The organism is Erwinia sp. GW821-FHT03D09 (genome assembly GCF_059420805.1).
In genome coordinates this window covers 109,880-130,927 of sequence record NZ_JBWKUK010000015.1, presented here as the reverse complement: position 1 = coordinate 130,927, position 21,048 = coordinate 109,880, and the positions used below count along the sequence as shown (strand labels likewise).

The 21,048-nt window shown below is 53.5% G+C and carries 17 protein-coding genes; 6 read left to right on the top strand and 11 right to left on the bottom strand.

What is annotated here, in order from left to right:
* Position 1: 1 nt before the first annotated feature.
* Positions 2-733: a glutathione peroxidase gene (locus tag AC07U6_RS16135; RefSeq protein WP_494764254.1), complete on the top strand. Its 732-nt coding sequence runs from the start codon at positions 2-4 to the stop codon at positions 731-733.
* Positions 734-879: 146 nt separating this feature from the next.
* On the opposite strand, the gene AC07U6_RS16130 is transcribed toward AC07U6_RS16135, so the two are convergent.
* The 4 genes from AC07U6_RS16130 to argB all read right to left on the bottom strand — a co-directional run bounded on the left by AC07U6_RS16130 (position 880) and on the right by argB (position 4,830).
* Entirely contained in the window at positions 880-1,176 is a 297-nt protein-coding gene (locus AC07U6_RS16130; protein ID WP_494764255.1) for a hypothetical protein, read from the bottom strand.
* A 161-nt stretch (positions 1,177-1,337) separates the two neighbouring features.
* Positions 1,338-2,711 (bottom strand): argininosuccinate lyase, encoded by a 1,374-nt coding sequence (argH, locus tag AC07U6_RS16125; RefSeq protein ID WP_494764256.1) that lies wholly within the window; start codon positions 2,709-2,711, stop codon positions 1,338-1,340.
* Positions 2,712-2,813: 102 nt separating this feature from the next.
* On the bottom strand, positions 2,814-4,028 hold the full coding sequence (locus tag AC07U6_RS16120) for an argininosuccinate synthase (protein WP_205067548.1): 1,215 nt from the start codon (positions 4,026-4,028) through the stop codon (positions 2,814-2,816).
* A gap of 25 nt (positions 4,029-4,053) precedes the next feature.
* The gene (gene argB / locus AC07U6_RS16115) at positions 4,054-4,830 is read right to left on the bottom strand and encodes an acetylglutamate kinase (RefSeq protein ID WP_494764257.1); all 777 of its coding nucleotides are present in this window, start codon (positions 4,828-4,830) and stop codon (positions 4,054-4,056) included.
* A 177-nt stretch (positions 4,831-5,007) separates the two neighbouring features.
* Between argB and argE the strand changes: the two genes are divergently transcribed.
* Both argE and ppc read left to right on the top strand, forming a co-directional pair.
* Positions 5,008-6,159 (top strand): acetylornithine deacetylase, encoded by a 1,152-nt coding sequence (gene argE, locus AC07U6_RS16110; RefSeq protein WP_494764258.1) that lies wholly within the window; start codon positions 5,008-5,010, stop codon positions 6,157-6,159.
* 249 nt (positions 6,160-6,408) lie between these two features.
* Entirely contained in the window at positions 6,409-9,060 is a 2,652-nt protein-coding gene (gene ppc, locus AC07U6_RS16105) for a phosphoenolpyruvate carboxylase (RefSeq protein ID WP_494764259.1), read from the top strand.
* Between the two features lie 495 nt (positions 9,061-9,555).
* Here the strand turns inward: ppc and AC07U6_RS16100 are convergent, their stop codons facing one another.
* From AC07U6_RS16100 to metB, 5 genes are all read right to left on the bottom strand, one after another.
* The gene (locus AC07U6_RS16100) at positions 9,556-9,774 is read right to left on the bottom strand and encodes a hypothetical protein (protein ID WP_494764260.1); all 219 of its coding nucleotides are present in this window, start codon (positions 9,772-9,774) and stop codon (positions 9,556-9,558) included.
* Positions 9,764-10,384, bottom strand: coding sequence for a hypothetical protein (locus AC07U6_RS16095; protein ID WP_494764583.1), 621 nt, complete (start codon positions 10,382-10,384; stop codon positions 9,764-9,766). Before AC07U6_RS16095 ends, AC07U6_RS16100 begins: the two co-directional genes overlap by 11 nt.
* A gap of 151 nt (positions 10,385-10,535) precedes the next feature.
* A complete protein-coding gene (gene metF / locus AC07U6_RS16090; protein WP_494764584.1) occupies positions 10,536-11,441 on the bottom strand; it encodes a methylenetetrahydrofolate reductase in 906 nt (301 codons plus the stop codon).
* A gap of 493 nt (positions 11,442-11,934) precedes the next feature.
* Positions 11,935-14,370, bottom strand: coding sequence for a bifunctional aspartate kinase/homoserine dehydrogenase II (locus tag AC07U6_RS16085; RefSeq protein ID WP_494764261.1), 2,436 nt, complete (start codon positions 14,368-14,370; stop codon positions 11,935-11,937).
* A gap of 2 nt (positions 14,371-14,372) precedes the next feature.
* Positions 14,373-15,533 carry a cystathionine gamma-synthase gene (gene metB, locus AC07U6_RS16080; RefSeq protein WP_494764262.1) on the bottom strand — a complete coding sequence of 387 codons (1,161 nt, stop codon included), beginning with the start codon at positions 15,531-15,533 and terminating at the stop codon, positions 14,373-14,375.
* Between the two features lie 248 nt (positions 15,534-15,781).
* Between metB and metJ the strand changes: the two genes are divergently transcribed.
* Positions 15,782-16,099 (top strand): met regulon transcriptional regulator MetJ, encoded by a 318-nt coding sequence (metJ, locus tag AC07U6_RS16075; RefSeq protein WP_013200201.1) that lies wholly within the window; start codon positions 15,782-15,784, stop codon positions 16,097-16,099.
* Here metJ and AC07U6_RS16070 read toward each other — a convergent pair.
* Positions 16,096-16,974: a LysR family transcriptional regulator gene (locus AC07U6_RS16070; protein WP_494764263.1), complete on the bottom strand. Its 879-nt coding sequence runs from the start codon at positions 16,972-16,974 to the stop codon at positions 16,096-16,098. The two genes, metJ and AC07U6_RS16070, sit on opposite strands and share 4 nt — an antisense overlap.
* 108 nt (positions 16,975-17,082) lie before the next feature.
* Here AC07U6_RS16070 and AC07U6_RS16065 point away from each other — a divergent pair, with 108 nt between their 5' ends.
* Entirely contained in the window at positions 17,083-18,171 is a 1,089-nt protein-coding gene (locus tag AC07U6_RS16065) for a linear amide C-N hydrolase (protein ID WP_494764264.1), read from the top strand.
* Between the two features lie 78 nt (positions 18,172-18,249).
* On the opposite strand, the gene rpmE is transcribed toward AC07U6_RS16065, so the two are convergent.
* Positions 18,250-18,462 (bottom strand): 50S ribosomal protein L31, encoded by a 213-nt coding sequence (gene rpmE, locus AC07U6_RS16060; RefSeq protein WP_494764265.1) that lies wholly within the window; start codon positions 18,460-18,462, stop codon positions 18,250-18,252.
* A 242-nt stretch (positions 18,463-18,704) separates the two neighbouring features.
* Between rpmE and priA the strand changes: the two genes are divergently transcribed.
* A complete protein-coding gene (gene priA / locus AC07U6_RS16055) occupies positions 18,705-20,903 on the top strand; it encodes a primosomal protein N' (RefSeq protein WP_494764266.1) in 2,199 nt (732 codons plus the stop codon).
* Positions 20,904-21,048: the final 145 nt, after the last annotated feature.

Below are 21,048 nucleotides of genomic sequence, written 5' to 3'. Positions count from 1 at the left end.
CATGTTTGCAAGTCAGGAAGGTAAATCCATCCCAAAGGTCACTTTTCACACGCGACAGGGCGACAGCTGGGTTGATGTCACCACTGATGAGCTGTTCAAAGACAAAACGGTGATCGTCTTCTCCCTGCCCGGAGCCTTTACCCCAACCTGTTCCTCAAGCCACCTGCCGCGCTATAACGAACTGGCCGGCGTGTTTAAAAGCCATGGTGTGGACAGCATCCTCTGCGTATCCGTTAACGACACCTTCGTGATGAACGCGTGGAAAGCCGATCAGCATGCCGAGCACATCAATTTTATTCCTGACGGCAACGGTGATTTCACCCGCGGAATGGAAATGCTGGTAGAGAAAGCCGACCTTGGCTTCGGTCCGCGCTCATGGCGTTATTCCATGCTGGTACGCAACGGCGTGGTGGTCAAAATGTTCGTTGAGCCGAACAAGCCGGGCGACCCGTTTGAAGTGTCTGATGCCGATACCATGCTGCGCTATGTTGCGCCGGAATTTAAAGTGCAGGAGTCCGTTTCGCTGCTCACCAAGCCCGGCTGCCCGTTTTGCACCAAAGCCAAGCAGATGCTGCTGGATCGCGGTATTCAGTATGAAGAAATCGTGTTGGGCCAGGATGCCACTACCGTGAGCCTGCGCGCCATCACCGGCCGCGCCACCGTACCTCAGGTATTTATTGGCGGCCGCCATATTGGTGGCAGCGATGATTTAGAAAAGTTTTTTTCCGCATAATCCGGCAACGGTCATTCGTATAGAAAAGTCGGTTCTCTGAAGTGGTAAGCGTGATTTTTAATCAGCATATCATAGAGACTTTTAATTACTGACACTCATAATACTAAAAAGCACACCCAATCGGTGTGCTTTATTTTCTAAATTAATTAATTGCCTATCGAACCGCTGTTAATACCCTTCATGATCTCTTCAGACTGTTCGTATGAAGCGCTATCTGACTGAGTGAGCCCTTTAATAAAACCACCAGTAGCCCCAATACAGCCACCTATCACCATACCAACGCCGCTTCCGATGATTCCAAAGCCAAGCAGCCCACCACCATTACCGCCATTACGTCCACCAACAATGCTACCAGCCCACCCCGCAGTAGATGCCAGATTAATGGCACCGAGCAGACCAGCACCACTTACTTCAGATATTTCACGACTAGATAACTCTTTCATTTTAAATCTCCATCTCAAGTCAAAGTTATGTCCATATACAACTTGGATAGAATATTGATAAAAACGAATAAAAAAAATAGAAAATTATTTATTTTAAAAAAAACGTAAAAAAAATGTATCTGCGCACTTTTAATTACACAGATACATTGGGCAAATAAAGATTATTTAATACGCTGTTTCGAGTCAGTAATTGCCAACGATACCTGATGTGGAGAAACACCGCCTTTGGCGCTACGCTTATTCAGACATGACTGCAGTGACAGCGCCGGGTAAACATCATCACCGATAACGCTGCTGAATTTTTGCAGATCGGCCAGTTTCAATGCTTCCAGAGCTACGCCCTGTTTAATCGCTTCCACTACCGCTTTACCAACAATATGGTGCGCCTCACGGAACGGTACGCCTTTCGCCACCAGATAATCTGCCAGCTCGGTTGAGTTTGCATAACCCTGTTCTGCCGCTTCCTGGCAGCGTGGACGTTTCACCTGAATACCATCCAGCACCAGGGCTGCCATATGCAGGCAATCGTGCCAGGTATCCAACGCATCAAACAGGCCTTCTTTATCTTCCTGCATGTCTTTGTTGTACGCCAGCGGCAGGCCTTTCAACGTCATGCTCATGGCAGTCAGCGCGCCCTGCACACGGCCCACTTTGCCGCGGATCAGCTCCAGCGCATCAGGATTTTTCTTCTGTGGCATCAGTGAAGAGCCAGACGTTACACGATCGGACAGCTCAACAAAACCTGCTTCTCCAGTGTTGAAAAAGATCAGATCTTCAGCAAAACGCGAAAGGTGGATCATGCCGATTGAAGCATCGGACAGCAGCTCCAGCACATGGTCGCGGTCGGAAACAGTATCCAGACTGTTACGAGTGGCAGAAGCAAAACCTAACCAGCCAGCCAGCTGCTCGCGATCGATCTCATAAGCCGTACCCGCCAGCGCACCGCAGCCCAGCGGGCTGACGTCCAGGCGTTTTAACGTATCCTGCAGACGGCTTTCATCGCGGGCCAGCATTTCAACATACGCCAGGCACCAGTGCGCAAAGGTCACCGGTTGCGCACGCTGCAGATGGGTATAACCCGGCATCACCGCGTCCTGGTTTGCTTCTGCGGTGGCCACCAGCGCCCGCTGGAATTCGCGAACCGCAGTCAACAGCTCACTAACCTGCAGTTTGCACCACAGTTTCAGGTCGGTTGCGACCTGATCGTTACGGCTACGGCCGGTGTGGAGTTTTTTACCCAGCGCGCCGACCTTATCAATCAGTTTGCCTTCCACCCAGCTGTGAATATCTTCGGCGTCGCTTTCCACAATTTGCTGCGGATTCGCGCGCACTTCTTCCAGCAGAACATTCAGCGCGCTTTCCAGCTGCTGCTGCTCTTCTACGGTTAATACATTGACCGTCACCAGCGCTTTGGACCAGGCAACGGAACCGGTGATGTCCTGCTCTGCCAGACGATAGTCGAAGCGCAGTGAATCATTAAACAGTTTGAAACGTTGATCTGCTGCCTGCGTAAACCGCCCACCCCAAAGTGCCATGCTCAGTACTCCATTCAGAAATTATGCAAGAGGCGGCACGGGTGCCGCACTCTGGAAATCAGGCAGGAGCGAGGCACGCCTCGCCCACCGCGACCAAATTAATTACTTTTTCTCGTTCAGCGCACGAATGCGTGAAGAGAGGGAGAACAGACGGATAAAGCCGCCCGCGTGACGGTGATCGTACACTTCGTCTTCGCCGAAGGTGGCGAACTCTTCAGAGTACAGGCTGTTGGCAGATTTCTTCTGAATCGCCGTCACCTGGCCTTTGTACAGCTGCAGTACCACTTCGCCGTTCACTTCTTCAGCCAGTGCTTCTGCAGATGCTTGCAGAGATTTACGCAGCGGTGCGAACCAGCGACCATCGTAAACAACGTAGGACATTTCCAGGCCCAGCTGCTCACGCCATTTGAAGCTGTCGCGGTCCAGAACCAGCTGCTCAACGGCACGCAGCGCGTTAACCATAATGGTACCGCCCGGGGTTTCGTAGCAGCCGCGAGACTTAATGCCGACCAGACGGTTTTCTACGATATCGATACGACCCACGCCGTGACGTGCACCGATCGCATTCAGTTTGTCCAGGCAGCCGAACGGCGTTAACGCTTCACCGTTAACCGCTACTACACGACCTTTCTCAACGACAATGGTCACCTGTTCAGGCTGATCCGGCGCTTCCAGTGGATCGACGGTCCACACCCAGCAATCTTTGTTCGGTGCGTTCCACGGGCTTTCCAGCACGCCGCCTTCGGTAGAGATATGCCATGCATTTTCATCACGGCTGTAGATTTTTTCCAGCGACGCGGTGGTCGGGATATTGCGCTCTTTCAGGTAGTCCAGCAGCGCTTCACGGGAACGCAGGTTCCACTCACGCCATGGCGCAACCACTTTCAGCTGTGGAGCCAGCGCGGTGTAGGTGGTTTCGAAACGCACCTGGTCGTTACCTTTGCCGGTCGCACCGTGACACAGCGCATCTGCGCCCACTTTCAGCGCCAGCTCAACCTGGGCTTTAGCGATGATTGGACGCGCCATAGAAGTCCCCAGCAGGTAGGTGCCTTCATACAGAGCGCCGGTTTGCAGCACCGGATAAACGTATTCGCTGATGAACTCTTCACGCAGGTCAACCACATGGCACTCAGACGCACCGGACTGCAGCGCTTTCTGCTCAACGCCTTCCAGATCGCCACGTTCCTGGCCGATATCCGCCACGAAAGCGACCACTTCACAGCCGCCGTAGTTCTCTTTCAGCCATGGAATAATCGCAGAAGTATCCAGACCGCCGGAGTAAGCCAGTACGATTTTTTTGATGCTTTTGTCTTGCATGATGATTCCTTGAAAACGTTTCTAATTAAGCGAGGATACGGGTGCCAATGGACACGCCGCTAAATAAGGTTGGCAGCTGCTCGGCATGACGCCAGCTGGCGATGTCCACCGGGCGGCCCAGGGTACGGGCGGCATCCAGTGCGGCATTCACCTTGACGATCATTCCATCGGTAATCACACCGTCGGCGATCAGCTGCTCGGCTTTTTCAGCCGTCATCTCTTCAATTCGCTGCTTGTTGGCATCGAGGATACCGCTCACGTCGGAGAGCAGAATCAGATCGGCACCCAGCGTCGCGGCCAGCGCCGTCGCAGCCTGATCGGCATTGACGTTCATCAGCAGGCCATCCTGGGTAATGCCGATTGAGCTGACAACCGGCAGGAAACCTGCACCCAGCAGCGTATTAATCAGCACCGGTGAACCCGGGGTAGCCTGTCCCACATGACCAAGTTCTTCATCAAACTGAGCAACATTAACACTTCCGCCGTCACCCAGACACAGGCCAACGGCATCAATACCGTGTTTTTTCGACCAGGCTAGCAAAGTTTTGTTGGCGGTACCGGCCAGCGCACCGGTAATGATGTCTATCTGATCGGCAGGCGTAACGCGCAGGCCATTTTTCTTTTTCACCGGCAGGGACAGCTTGTTCATCAATTCATCTACCAGGCAGCCGCCACCGTGCACAATCAGCAGCTGACGCGAATGGGTTGCACGATAGCTCACCAGCGCATCGAACAGACGCTCCAGCGCCTCTTCACTATCCAGCAGCACACCACCCAGTTTGATAATTAACGGATTGGTCATCAGAGAGTAACTCGCTTTAAATATGTGACTACGTTGCAGAATGCGGTTATGTTCACTTTGGCTGTCCAAGCCAAATGGTGGAAAAATTATCGGTTTCCATCCGCTCGTCGTTAATGTATTTTTATTCACTATTAATGCATGAATATTGATACTATCCTAACCTAAGGACTGTCAACAGTGAAGACAACATTACCACCTTTTATTGAGATATACCGCCAGCTGATTGCTACGCCATCAATCAGCGCCACCGACAGCGCGCTCGATCAGAGCAATGAAACTTTAATCAATTTGCTTGCGGGCTGGTTCCGCGATATTGGCTTCACTGTTGAAGTTCAGCCCGTTCCTGGCACACGCAATAAATTCAATATGTTAGCGAAAAGTGGGCTCGGTGCTGGCGGACTGCTGCTGGCTGGTCATACTGACACCGTACCTTTCGACGACGGCCGCTGGACGCGTGACCCGTTTACACTGACCGAACATGACAACAAACTGTACGGACTGGGCACCGCCGACATGAAAGGCTTTTTCGCCTTCATCTTAGATACGCTGCGTGAAGTTGATGTGTCCGCGCTGAAAAAACCGCTGTATATCCTGGCAACGGCGGATGAAGAAACCACCATGGCCGGCGCCAAATTCTTCTCAGAAACCACCAGCCTGCGCCCTGACTGCGCGATCATCGGCGAGCCAACATCGCTGAAGCCGGTCCGCGCCCATAAAGGCCACATCTCCAACGTTATCCGTATTCAGGGCCAGTCCGGCCACTCCAGCGATCCGGCTCGCGGCGTTAACGCCATTGAGCTGATGCACGAGTCAATTACCCAGCTAATGGAGCTGCGTAACACGCTGAAAACGCGCTACAACCACAGCGGCTTCGCCATTCCTTACCCCACCATGAACCTGGGCCATATCAACGGCGGCGACGCGGCAAACCGCATCTGCGCCTGCTGCGAGCTGCATATGGATATCCGCCCGCTGCCGGGGCTGACGCTGAGCGATCTTGATGGGCTGCTGAATGAAGCGCTGGCGCCGGTGAGTGAGCGCTGGCCGGGCCGCCTGACCGTGGGTGAACTGCATCCGTCGATCCCAGGCTACGAGTGCCCGCGCGAACATCAGCTGGTGCAGGTGGTGGAAAAACTGCTCGGTACCGAAACCGAGGTGGTGAACTACTGTACCGAAGCGCCATTTATTCAGGAAATCTGCCCGACGCTGGTGTTAGGACCGGGTTCAATTAACCAGGCGCATCAGCCGGATGAATTTATCGATACGGCGTTTATTAAACCAACTCGCGAATTGATTACACAGGTTGTGCATCACTTTTGCTATCACTGAGGCGAAAAATGGGGCAATCGACTGCAAAAACAGCTGTTTGCCTCTGATTTCGATTATTCGGGACGATAAGAATAACTTATCTCGCTCCGGTGTAATTAAATTTCATAAATTCTCGTTATTTAGCGGCACGATCCGGCAAATTTAAGTCAATTGACGAATGGTTATTAACGTGGCTAGATAAAAGGCTGCGTTATACCCACAAGGGTGAAATAAAGTTACAAGTACAAGAAAGAGGGTGTCAGGGGTCATATGAACGAACAATATTCCGCAATGCGAAGTAATGTCAGTATGCTCGGCAAGCTGCTCGGGGATACCATCAAGGATGCACTGGGAGAGAACATTCTCGATCGGGTGGAAACTATCCGTAAGCTCTCTAAGTCATCACGTGCGGGAAATGATGCCCACCGTCAGGAGCTGTTATCAACGCTGCAAAATCTGTCCAACGATGAGCTGCTGCCTGTGGCGCGCGCTTTCAGTCAGTTCCTGAATCTGACCAACGTTGCCGAGCAATACCACACCATTTCGCCGAAGGGCGAAGGGGCGAACCATCCGGAAATGCTGGCGAAAACCTTTGAACGCCTGAAACAACAGCCGGACCTGACCGAAGCTAACATTCGCGAGGCGATTGAATCCCTGTCGCTGGAATTAGTTCTGACCGCTCACCCAACGGAAATCACCCGTCGTACGCTGATCCACAAACTGGTTGAGGTGAACAACTGCCTTAAGCAGCTGGATCACAACGATCTTTCTGACTATGACCGCGCGCAAATCATGCGCCGTCTGCGCCAGCTGGTTGCTCAGGCCTGGCACACTGATGAAATTCGCAAATACCGTCCGTCACCCATTGATGAAGCCAAATGGGGCTTTGCGGTGGTCGAGAACAGCCTGTGGGAAGGTGTACCTCACTTCCTGCGCGAGTTAAACGAGCAGGTTGAAGAGTCCTTCGGCTATACCCTGCCGGTTGATTTCGTTCCGGTACAGTTCACCTCCTGGATGGGCGGCGACCGCGACGGAAATCCCAACGTGACCGCTGATATTACCCGCCACGTGCTGCAGCTGAGCCGCTGGAAAGCCACCGACCTGTTCCTGCGCGATATCGCCGTGCTGATCTCAGAGCTGTCGATGTCCGAATGTACGCCGGAAGTGCGCGAGCTGTGCGGCAATCAGGAAGCGCAGGAGCCGTACCGCGAGATTATGAAAAATCTTCGCAGCCAGCTGACCAGCACCCAGGCTTACCTGGCGCGCCGCCTGAAAGGCGAGCGTTTACCGCGTCCGGCAGACCTGTTGATCTCCAACGATCAGCTGTGGGAACCGCTGCACACCTGCTACCAGTCACTGCAGGCCTGTGGGATGGGCATTATTGCCAACGGCCAGCTGCTGGACACCATGCGCCGCGTGAAGTGCTTCGGCGTTCCGCTGGTGCGCATCGATCTGCGCCAGGAAAGTACCCGCCACACCGAAGCTATCGCTGAAATCACCCGCTATCTGGGCCTTGGCGACTACGAAAGCTGGTCAGAATCCGACAAACAGGCCTTCCTGATCCGCGAGCTGAATTCCAAACGTCCGCTGCTGCCTCGCAACTGGGAGCCAAGCGCCGACACCAAAGAAGTGCTGGATACCTGCCGTGTAGCCGCCGATGTGCCGAAAGGTTCGATCGCCGCTTACGTTATTTCGATGGCGAAAACACCGTCCGACGTGCTGGCCGTCCACCTGCTGCTGAAAGAAGCCGGTATTTCTTACACCCTGCCGGTTGCTCCGCTGTTTGAAACCCTGGACGACCTGAATAACGCTAACGATGTGATGAGGCAGCTGCTGAATATCGACTGGTATCGCGGCATTATTCAGGGCAAACAGATGGTGATGATTGGTTATTCTGATTCCGCCAAAGATGCGGGTGTGATGGCCGCTAGCTGGGCACAGTACCAGGCTCAGGACGCACTGATCAAAACCTGTGAGAAAGCCGGGATTACCCTGACGCTGTTCCACGGACGCGGCGGCAGTATCGGCCGTGGCGGTGCCCCTGCGCACGCAGCCCTGCTGTCTCAGCCTCCGGGCAGCCTGAAAGGCGGCCTGCGCGTCACCGAACAGGGTGAGATGATCCGCTTTAAGTTTGGTCTGCCGGAAGTCACCATCAGCAGCCTGTCGCTGTATACCGGTGCGATCCTGGAAGCCAACCTGCAGCCACCACCGGAGCCAAAAGTCGAATGGCGCAGCATCATGGATCAGCTCTCCGATGTGTCCTGTAAAATGTATCGCGGCTACGTGCGCGAGCACGCTGACTTCGTCCCTTACTTCCGCTCGGCCACGCCGGAGCTGGAGCTGGGTAAACTGCCGCTGGGTTCACGTCCGGCCAAGCGTCGCCCGACCGGTGGCGTTGAGTCGCTGCGCGCCATTCCGTGGATCTTTGCCTGGACGCAGAACCGCCTGATGCTGCCAGCGTGGCTGGGTGCCGGAGCCGGACTGCAGCAGGCGATGGAAGAAGGCCACCAGGAACAGCTGGAAACCATGTGCCGCGACTGGCCGTTCTTCTCTACGCGCCTGGGCATGCTGGAGATGGTGTTCTCTAAAGCGGACCTCTGGCTGGCGGAGTACTACGATCAGCGTCTGGTGGAAGAGTCTCTGTGGCCGCTGGGCAAACAGCTGCGTGACCAGCTGGATTCCGATATCAAAGCGGTACTGACCATCGCTAACGACTCGCATCTGATGGCCGACCAGCCGTGGATTGCTGAATCTATCGCACTGCGTAACGTCTATACCGACCCGCTGAACGTGCTGCAGGCTGAACTGCTGCACCGCTCGCGCCAGCAGGAAGCTGATGGCGGTGAAGTCGATGCACGCGTGGAGCAGGCGCTGATGGTGACTATCGCCGGCGTGGCGGCAGGCATGCGTAACACCGGCTAAGTTGCAAGGGCGGGAGATCCCGCTCTGTTAATACTTCACAGGTATAAAACAGGACGCTGAGCGTCCTGTTTCAGAGTGCCGACTACCCCCACTTTTTAATGTGGGGTTCTTCTTTTTTAGCGATCACAAGCCGCGATCGCGATATTTTTCTGTAACCCCGTCATTTGAACATTCTACCCACTCAGGGCACCTTTCAGCTCTTCCCAGCTCGCTTTCAGCCACACATAAACACAATAAATCAGCACCATTTTATTCATACGGGAATATAAGCATGGTTAAATACAACGAAAAAAATAACAACGCCATCAAGTGTTATGATATATATTTCTTATTCCACACCTGCACCATTAGTAATGCCATGTTGAGTATTCATTACCTCTATAGCACCTTCACGGACTAAAGCGGTGCAAGAGCCTTTTATCTGAACTCCATTTCCACCGTATAAAAATAAATAATCTGGTAAAGAAATTAGTAAATTCTTATGTTGTTAAGATCCTATTCTTCTGGTCTTTCAGGTAGAATTTTAACAATGATGTATACTACAACCACACTAACAGCTATATATATAAATCGTTCATACCATGTTTCAAAGTGGAAGAACCAATAAATACATAAAAAAACTAAAATGCCACCAAGCAAGGAAACAGAGTATTCTAAGAAACTATGAAATACTTGCTTCCCCAATGATAATTTTTTAGTTTTATCATCTGCCATGATTAACCTCTTTTTCAACAAGGTCCAGAATCTGATTGAATGCCGCTTCTCCTTGTGTTCTTCTAACCCTTAACGCTTCAACAAAGGGGTGTAAAGCCGGTTCAACAAGGAAATAAAGGAAATCGTAGTTTCTTTGACGCAATGTGTAATATATTTCTGGATCGGCGCTTTGAAGCCGTTGGGATGTGTATATACTACGTTCAGCCATACCGCCAGCTAACAGAGTATTGCCGGCTATACCACCACGTAGAGCGACCATGAGAGAGCTTCTTTGAGCTATAGAAGTTGCTATTTTTTTTGATATTATAGAATTGGTAATAGCTCGCCCAACTACTGATGCCCCAATCTTAGCGTAGATACCATCCCTTTTTTTCTCTGGAACATATTGATTGAATTTATTCAATACTGTTTCAATCGTTCTGAAAAAATTTTCATTTTGAAGAATACCAAAACGAATAGCATTAATTAGTCTAATCCGTTCTGTTCCCCTATTGTATCTGGAGTCAGTATCTATATAACCATAGGCCAGATAACCCAAATCCTGGGGAACCGATAAAACACCGTGAAAAAATCCTACTGCTGTTTCAGGTGAGATAATGATCTGTACTATATATCTATGTAAGTACTCATGAAGATTCCATTCCTACCGTTTTATGTAGTCTAAAGGCAAACTGAGCGCAAACCAAACAAAAACAAGCAGTATATATTGATACAAACTATAATACTGTCTGTGGTGAAATCTTAACCCGGTTTACAGCGTATCAGGCCACGTTTGCATTCGCACCGGGGCGAACGCCCAGCGTATGACAGATGGCGTAGCTCATCTCTGCGCGGTTCAGCGTGTAGAAATGGAAGTCTTTCACCCCTTCACGGCTCAGGATCTTCACCATATCCATCGCAATATTGGCACCGACCATTTTGCGGGTTTCGGCATCATCATCCAGCCCTTCAAACATGCTGGTCATCCAGCCCGGTACACGCACGTTAGTCATGGTGGCAAAGCGCTGCAGCTGTTTGAAGTTAGATACCGGCAGAATACCCGGTACGATCTCAACATCAATTCCGGTTGACACACAGCGATCGCGGAAGCGCAGATAGCTTTCTACATCAAAGAAGAACTGAGTAATCGCCCGATTCGCACCGGCATCGATTTTACGTTTCAGGTTAATCAGGTCAGCCTGAGCACTTTTCGCTTCAGGATGCACTTCCGGATAGGCCGCAACGGAAATATCAAAATCACCCACCTCTTTCAGCAGCGCTACCAGGTCAGCCCCGTACATTTCAGGCTTGCCGCTGCCCGGAGGCAGATCGCCGCGCAGGGCAACGATATGGCGGATACCGTTATTCCAGTAGTCCTGTGCGATAGTACGCAGCTCTTCACGGGTGGCATCGACACAGGTGAGATGCGGTGCAGCTTCCAGACCGGTACGATCTTTAATGCCTTTAATGATGCTGTGGGTGCGGTCGCGCTCGCCGGAGTTGGCTCCGTAGGTGACGGAGACAAACTGCGGCTTCAGGCTGCTCAGACGATCGATAGAGCTCCAGAGGGTATTTTCCATTTCAGCGGTGCGCGGCGGGAAGAACTCAAAAGAGACATTAATCTGCCCGTTTATCTCGGCCAGACTCTGATTTAGTGCTTCGCGCTGATTTGCATGGAAAAAACTCATACCCGTTACCTCATCGATCGCCATTGATTCTGTCGCCGTTAAACGTCTATCCATTTAGACGTCCAGACATTCAAAATGACGGAAATTGTACATTCAGTCAACAGTTAGATGTTGACATGCCGTGACAAATCCTCAATGAAGATGAGGGAAATTCATGATGCGTTAATCAGTAAAATTCAATGGCTCAGGCCGGCTGGATAGCAGAGCCTGTCACCCTTATGAGCTATGCTGCTCAATGGCGTGTGAGTGATGCAAGAATGGGGTCTTTTTTGCGGATTAATGGCCCGGAGAAACCACTCGTCGCCAGTACAAAGACTTTTCGCTACCAGCAGAATAATCTATTAAAATAATGTGCAGTGCCGTATCCCAAATTCATACGGCCGCTGGAGGCCTGCTTCCCATTTTATCTACTTAGCAGGCGTCCATGCCTGTTTTCATTCCTTTATTAAACAGAACGTGCTGATGATATTCGGCCACCAGCACGCTGTTAACGCTACAGCAGCTGCGCCAGCCGGTTCAGATCCGACTGAATGGCTCCGGCGGTCACATCACGACCGGCACCCGGACCGCGGATCACCAGCGGATTATCGCGGTACCAGCGGCTTTCAATAGCAAAGACGTTATCGCACGGTAGCAGCGCAGCGAGCGGATGATCGGCGCGGACGGCCTCCACGCCAACGCGGGCCTTACCGTTGGCATCAAAGCGCGCCACATAACGCAGCACCAGTCCCATCTCCTGAGCCGCCTCATAACGTTGCAACATCTGCTCGTTAAGCGTGTCGCCGTTTTCGAAGAAATGATCCACCGAGCCCGCCTGGCATCCCGCCGGAACCAGCGACTCTACGCGAACATGATCCGGTTCGATGTCGTAACCGGCTTCACGCGCCAGGATTACCAGCTTACGCATCACGTCCTGGCCAGACAGATCGACGCGCGGATCGGGCTCGGTCAGCCCCTGCTGCCATGCCTGGTCTACCAGTTCGGTAAACAGCACCGTGCCGTCAAACTGCAGGAACAGCCAGGAAAGCGTACCGGAGAAGATCCCGCTGATCGCCAGAATACTGTCGCCGCTTTCGCGCAGGTCACGCACCGTGTGGTTCACCGGCAGCCCGGCCCCCACGGTGGCGTTGTACAGCCACTGGCGCCCGGTTTTTGCAAAGGCATCGCGAATTTGACGATAGGCGTCGCTGCTTGATGCGCCTGCGACTTTGTTTGCACCAATCACATGGAAACCGTAGCTGGCGAAATCCAGATACTGCGCGGCCAGTGATTCACTGGCGGTCACGTCCAGCACTACGAGGTCGTCAAACGGGTGGGCCCGCATCCACAAGAACAGCGATTCCTGATCCTGCTCTACCGCTTCCTCTTCAAAGAACGCCAGCGCCCGACTGGCTTCCAGCCCGTCGTAGCTCAGCAGGCTGCGGCGGCTGTTCACTACGCCTGCCAGAATAAATTCAAAGCCGGTACGCGCAGAAAGAGTCTCCTGCTCGCGAGCAAACAGTTCCAGCCAGCGTGAACCGATGTTCCCTTTGCCAAACAGTACCAGGCCGATGCGTTTCTCTGCGCGGAACAGGGTCTGGTGCAGGCCGCGAATCAGATGCTCGGTTGGGCCGACGCGCAGCACCGCCACCAGGCTAATGCCCTCTTCCGACTGCCAGATAAACTCAACCGGCTGGTCTTTCATCTGCTGCCAGAAACGGTGGCTGTGCAGCGGATTACGACACACGCCCGCCCCAACCATCGCCACCAGCGCCATTCCTTCCCGCAGCTGTAAACGTCCCGGCAGCGCAGCATCTTCCAGCAGCGCTAACGCACTGTTGACCACTTCTGAGGTGTAACACAGCTGAAGCAGACTGCGATCGGGATGAACTCCCGTCGCCAGCGGACGAACCTGGGCACGTTTGAGCAGATGGTCGATTTCCTTATGCACCGTCGCGAAGTCATGGTGCGCAGGGACATGGAACTCAATCAGACAAACATCATCATGGCTGGTCACAATGCGCGCTCCGGTCCCGGAGGCCAGAACGCGTTCAATACGGGTTGATCCCTGTTCAGGCTGATAGCTACAGCGCAGCTGCAGATCGATATCGCTGTTGGATACTGGCTGCAGTGTACGCGTGTGCAATACCGGTGCGGCGAGGCGCGCCAGCTCACTGGCCTCGTCCAGACGCAGCAGCGGCAGCAGGCAGGCATCCTTCACCTTACGCGGGTCGGCACTGTACACACCGGCCACATCGCTCCAGATGGTCACGCGCGACACGCCGGCCAGTGAACCAATCTGGGTTGCGGAATAGTCACTGCCGTTGCGTCCCAGCAGCACCGTTTCACCGGCATCGTTGGCGCAGATAAAGCCGGTGACCACCAGACGCTGCGAGGGATGCTGAGCGATAAGCTGCTGAAGCAGCAGCAGTGATTTACCTTCATCGACCTGCGGCTGTGCAGCGCGCTCGGCGCGCAGAAAATCACGTGCATCCAGCCAGCTGGCATCAATATCGCGCTGCCTCAGCACGGCCGACATCAACCGTGCTGACCAGATTTCACCGTGTCCAACCACTTCCGCATAGACGACATCGTTGATGACACCGTCGAGCAGCGCAGCCAGTTTTTCCAGATCGTAAATAAATTCAGCAATGAGCGGGTCGGCGGTTTCCGGCGGTAACAGGCTGCTAATCAGCTCGCTCTGATAACGGCGCAGAGCCTGCTGAACCTGATGTGCAGACAGTCGATCGCTCTGACTCAGTTTGAGCCAGCTGATCAACTGGTTAGTGGTGCTTCCTGCAGCAGAAACGACCATCAGGTCACCCGGCTGGCTGTACTCCGCCACGATACCGGCAACGCGCTGATAGCATTTGGCATCCGCCAGGCTACTGCCACCAAATTTGTGTAACTGCCGTGAACTGCCCACCTCTGTCACTGCTGAATGACTCATGCTTACCTCTTGGCCGCAATCTGGAATGCATTATCCAGATCGGCGATTAAATCTTCGTGATCCTCAATTCCTATCGAAATACGCAGCAGCGTTTCGGAAATTCCTGCCGCGGCACGGGCTTCTGCCGACATTCCGGCATGCGTCATCGTTGCAGTATGCGAAATCAGGCTTTCCACTCCACCCAGCGACTCCGCCAGGGTAAACAGCTCCAGCGCCTTGAGGAAACGGCGCAGCGTTGCTTCATCGCCATCAAACTCAAAGCTTAACATCGCACCAAAGCCTTTCTGCTGCTTCACCGCGAACTGATGTCCTGCGTTTTCCGGTAGAGAAGGATGATACAACTTTTTCACCAGCGGTTGTTGTTTCAGATACTCAACAATCGCCAGTGCATTACGCTGTGCCGCCGCAATACGTGGATTAAGCGTGCGCAGACCGCGCAGGAGCAGGTAGCTGTCAAACGCCGCGCCGGTTACGCCAATATTATTCGCCCACCATGCAAGGTCCGTCGCATGCTGCGGATCTTTTGAAATCACCGCGCCGGCAACTACATCAGAGTGGCCGTTAAGGTATTTAGTACAGGAATGGAGCACCAGGTCTGCACCCAACGCCAGCGGATTCTGCAGTGCCGGGCTGAGGAAGGTGTTATCCACCACGCTGATCGCCCCGGCTTCTTTCGCCGCCTGACAGATCGCGGCAATATCCACTACGCGCAGCAGCGGATTACTCGGGCTTTCAATCAGCACCAGCTTCGGCTTTTCAGCCAGTGCAGCCTGAAGTGCGGCTTCATCACCCTGATCGACAAACTTCACCCGATAAGCACCGCGTTTGCTCAGGCTGTCAAAAAGACGATAGCTGCCACCGTAACAGTCGTGCGGAGCGACCAACAGGTCACCCGGCTTCAGGAATACGGTACACACCAGATGCACCGCGGCCATACCGGTATTGGTCAGTACGGCACCCACACCCCCTTCCAGCTCCGCCAGTGCATGCTGTACCACATCGCGGGTCGGATTCCCGCGGCGCGAATAATCGTGCGCGCGCGGCTCGTTGAAATCGAGAAAGTTATAGGTACTGGACAGGTGAATCGGTGGGACAACGCAGCCATATTGCTCGTCATCATTCAATCCGCTGCGTACTGCGATGGTTGCCTGTTTACGCGTCATGGTGCATAAATTCCTGCTGAAGAAGTTGAAGGACTATAGAGTAAACAGGGTGAATATAGCCGTCAATACATCTGGACATCTAAATGTCTTTGCGTATAGATTGAGCAATGGGCCAATAACCGCTAAAATTATGCCGATATCCCCCACAGAAAGTTGTGTTATCGCTGTGTGATACACACCAACTTCGGGCATAATTGGCCGAATTTCGGCATTTCTCATTTAAATATTGATTATGACTAAGGTAACCCATGGCTGAATGGAACGGCGAATATATCAGCCCTTACGCTGAACACGGTAAGAAGAGCGAACAGGTAAAGAAAATCACGGTATCTATTCCGTTGAAAGTGCTCAAAATTTTGACCGACGAACGCACCCGTCGCCAGGTGAATAACCTGCGTCATGCCACCAACAGTGAACTGCTGTGTGAAGCATTCCTGCATGCGTTCACCGGTCAGCCTTTGCCTGATGATGTGGATCTGCGTAAGGAACGTAGCGACGAGATCCCTGAAGAAGCAAAAGCGATTATGCGCGAAATGGGCGTCGATCCCGACACCTGGGAGTATTAATTCGCCGCAAACAGCTCGGTTATTCGGTCGAGCACCTGATTTAAAATCGGGTGCCCGGCCTGCTCCGGCTGCCAGATGGCTACCATCGCATGCACTATCCCGCTGCTGCCCATTTCGGTTTCAATCCGTTCAATCTGACTTTTTCTTTCCTCCAGCACATGGACGGGCAGAAAAGCCCAACCAGCCCCCTTCTCCAGTAAAGACTCCAGCAGAACGGCATCATTCACAAACTGCACGCGATCGGCAATCTGCAGGCGACGCGCCAGGTGGTCTTCCAGACCCTTATTCGGGATCAGTTGATTGCAGGCCGTCAACGACAGCTGGCTGACGGGCCGATGCGCGAACAGCGAGGGGCTGGCATATACCCCCATTTCGATACTGCCCACTGCGCGCCACTTAAAACGCTCGCTCACTGACTTGTTCACCGCCTGATAGATGCCAATATCGCTTTCGCCCTTTTGCAGCGCCTGCTCGGCATCCTGGCGATCCTGGTTGCAGAGATTGAGCTGAACGCCCTGGCAACGGCACTCCTCCGCCAGAGTGGCAAGCAGCATACGCGGAGTGAAAATATCGTAACTGAGCGTCAGCGTTTGCGGCGGTTGCTTCTGCTGCTGCATGGCCAGATAGCTGAACGCCTGAGCCTCGTGTAAAAACAGCCGTGCCCGGCGATAAAGCAGTCTACCGCGCTCGGTCAGCGCAAACGGCCGACAGTGGCGATCGAACAGGGCGTAGCCCAGATCCAGTTCCAGGTAGTCCAGTAGCTCGCTGACGGTCGTGCGGTCTTTGTTCATCCGCCTGGCGGCGTGCGTAATGCTGCCTGACTCCACCACGCAGGCAAACGCTTCGATCTGCGCCAGTGAAAAATTGATGGTCATAAGCTCCCTGCTTAAAAAATACCGTGGGGGAAATTCCCTCAGTCACTGACTCTTTCCTTTTAAGCATTCTGACTATGCTGGCCATCAGTGAGCAAAAGGAGAAATAAGATGAATAAAACATTGTCCAGCCTGGTGGCTGTCGCCCTGGGCGCATCCCTGACCATCGCAACAATCGGCAGCGCCAGCGCCTGCACCCGCGCGTTTTTAAATTCCTATCCCGGCTATATGATCAGCGCCCGTAATCTTGATTTCTTTGGCCCGGTTGACCCCTCCCTGGTGATCACGCCGAAAGGTGTCAAGCATACCGGCAGCCATGGACCCGGTGCGAAACAGTGGACAACGCGCTACGGCAGTGTAGTGATTTACGCCGATGGTGTTTTTCCAATGGATGGCATGAACGAGAAAGGACTGGCCGGACACACGCAATATTACACCAACGGTAAGCAGGTCCAGGCGAACAACCAGGATAAGCCCGAGCTGGACAGCCGTGCATGGCTCAGCTACTTACTCGACAATTTCGCCACGGTTGATGAGGCGGTGAAAGGGTTACAGGATGTTCATCTGGTCGCCAGAAAACTGCCGATTGATTACGCGTCGGATACGAAACATATCGCGCTGGAAGACGTCACCGGTGACTCAGCAATCATTGAAATCGACAACGGTAAGGTCAACATTTACCACAACCGCGACTACCGCGTGATGACCAATCCACCATCATACGATCGCCAGCTGGAAAATCTGAAAAAATATCAGGGTGTCGATGAAAACCACATTCCCGGTACGCAAAGCGCGGAAGACCGTTTTGTACGCACCAGTATCGGTATAAAAAACATCCCACAGCCGGATAATAAAGCACAGGCTCAGGGATTTATTCTGTCGGTAGTCAACAATGCGGCATTCCCGATTAACTACCCGGACGCCAGCGATCCGATGGTGAAATCAATCACCGATGCGTACGCAAAATATTCGAAGTTCCCACAGGAGAATAAAGGTACGTCAACCTACTGGACGACCATTGCCGACCTCAGCCACGGCGAATATCACTTTAAATCGGTCTTCGCACCGTCGGAAGTGATGGTCAAGCTGAAAGAGATTAACTTCTCGGCGGGTCAACCGGTAAAACGTATCGACCATCTGCAGAACTATGCGCAAAAAGGTTGGCAGGGTGACGTGCTGAAATACGCTACGGCCTCCTGATTCCAGAGACCAAAAAACCAGCCTGAGCTGGTTTTTTTGTTCGTGCATCCGAAACGTTGACTGTTTCTGACTGACTGCTTATTTGCTGCCAGGGATGCTGAAACGCTTGTTGAAGCGGTCAACGCGTCCACCGGTAGCAACATCACGCTGCTTGCCAGTGTAGAACGGGTGACATTCGCCACAAACGTCCAGGTTCAGATCGCGACCGGCAGTAGAACGAGTTTTGATTTCGTTACCGCAAGAACATTTAGCAGTAATTTCAACGTAATTTGGGTGAATACCTTTTTTCATGGGAAACCTCAGTTAAGGCCGTGTCGCTCTCCCGCGCCAGGAATTTTCCTGCACCGGCACCACACGAAGATTAATAGTCAGGTGATATACCCAAACCTCGAAGGTTATGGGCATCTCGATACAAAATACCGTATCAACGGCGGCGAATTATACAGAAATTAACCGTCCGCTGCAATCCTATCCGCACATTGCGAACGACACAGTGTACACTAAATGGCCCTGCTTTTCACCCGGATGAAGCCATGCCCGTTGTTCAGGTCGCACTGCCCGTTCCACTTGCCCGCAACTTTGATTATTTGTTGCCTCCCCACCTCTGCCACGCCGTTCCCGGTGGCCGCGTCAGCGTGCCGTTCGGCAAACGTAAAGCAATTGGCGTCGTGGTCAGCATTGGCGAACACAGCGATTACCCTCGCGACCAGTTGAAAAGCGTGCATGAGGTGCTGGACAGTACCCCCCTGTTCTCGCCTTCTTTATGGCATATCCTTCAATGGGCAGCAGACTATTATCATTACCCACTGGGGGAAGTGCTGTTCCATGCCATGCCGGTTCTGCTGCGGCAGGGAAAAGCAGCGGAAGAGGCCCCGCTCTGGCAGTGGGCCATCACCGAACAGGGGCGCACCACGCCGCCAGAAAGCCTGAAGCGTGCGCCCAAACAACAGCAGGCGCTGGCCGCACTGCGCCAGAGAACGCTTTACCGGCATGAGGTCAGCCAGCACGATATCACCGAAGCGACATTGCAGGCGATCCGGGCGAAGGGACTGTGCGAGCTTCATGCGGCTACCCGTGCGGTGCTGGACTGGCGTGAAAACTTTGCGGTAAGCGGTGAGCGACTGCGGTTAAACACTGAACAGGCAACGGCAGTTGGCGCTATCCGCAGCGCCGACGATCGCTTTTCTGCCTGGCTTCTGGACGGGATCACCGGTTCCGGCAAAACCGAAGTCTATCTCAGCGTACTGGAAAATATTCTGGCTAACGGCCGCCAGGCGCTGGTGTTGGTGCCTGAAATTGGCCTGACGCCGCAAACTATCGCCCGCTTTCGTGAACGTTTTAATGCCCCGGTTGACGTCCTGCATTCCGGATTGAACGATAGCGAACGCCTGGCGGTATGGCTGCGCGCTCGCAGCGGTGAGACGGCGATTGTTATTGGCACCCGCTCAGCGCTGTTTACGCCCTTTGCACGGCTTGGTGCCATCATTATTGATGAAGAGCACGACGGTTCCTACAAACAGCAAGAGGGCTGGCGCTATCACGCCCGCGATCTGTCGGTGCTGCGTGCCCGCCAGGAAGATATTCCGGTGGTGATGGGGTCTGCGACGCCTGCACTGGAAACATTACACAACGTGCAATTGGGCAAATACCATCTGCTCAGCCTCAGCAAACGTGCCGGAAATGCAACGCGCGCCACGCAGTTACTGATCGACCTGAAAGGCGTGAAGCTTCAGGGCGGCTTATCTCCGCTGCTGATAAAAAAAATTGGCGAACACTTAAAGGCCGATAATCAGGTTCTGCTGTTCCTTAACCGCCGTGGATTTTCCCCCACGTTGCTGTGCCACGAGTGCGGCTGGATTGCTGAATGCCAGCGCTGCGACCGCTACTACACGCTACATCAACATCAGCGCCAGCTACGCTGCCACCACTGCGACAGCCAGCGTCCGATTCCCCATCAGTGCCCCCAGTGTGGATCGACACACCTGGTGCCCGTCGGGCTGGGCACGGAACAGCTGGAATATAACCTCAGCACGCTATTCCCCGACGTGCCGCTGTCGCGTATCGATCGGGATACCACCAGCCGAAAGGGCGCACTGGAACAACAGCTCGCGGAAGTACATCGCGGCGGAGCACGAATTCTCGTTGGCACGCAAATGCTGGCGAAGGGCCACCACTTTCCTGACGTCACGCTGGTTTCCCTACTCGACGTTGACGGCGCGCTGTTCTCTGCGGATTTCCGCTCTGCCGAGCGCTTTGCCCAGCTCTACACACAGGTAGCAGGACGGGCAGGACGAGCGGGCAAACAGGGGGAAGTGCTGTTGCAGACCCATCACCCGGACCACCCTTTGCTGCAAACGCTGCTGAAGCAGGGCTATGATGCCTTTGCTAAACAGGCGTTGAGTGAGCGTAAAAGCGTATTCCTGCCGCCATTTACCAGCCACGCGCTGTTCCGCGCGGAGGATCACGATAATCAACAGGCTTCCCTGTTTCTCCAGCAGCTGCGCAACCTGCTGGAAGCCAGCCCGCTGAATGACGACGGATTCTGGGTGATGGGACCGGTGCCGGCTCTGCAGGCCAAGCGAAGCGGCCGTTACCGCTGGCAACTGCTGTTACAGCACCCTTCGCGCGCCGTGCTGCAGCGGCTGATAAAATCCAGCCTGCCGCTTATCGGCACGCTTCCCCAATCACGCAAAGTGAAATGGTCGCTGGATATCGATCCTGCTGAAAGCTGAAAATGCCAATCGCGGTTTATGGATGTCGATCCGGCTGGAAGCTGAATACGTAAACGTTTGCAGAGCAAAATTGCGGCCCGGGTCGAAAAAAGTCGCACAAGTCACATTTTTTATGCAAATTAAGTAACAGCAGTTCGCTGCATCT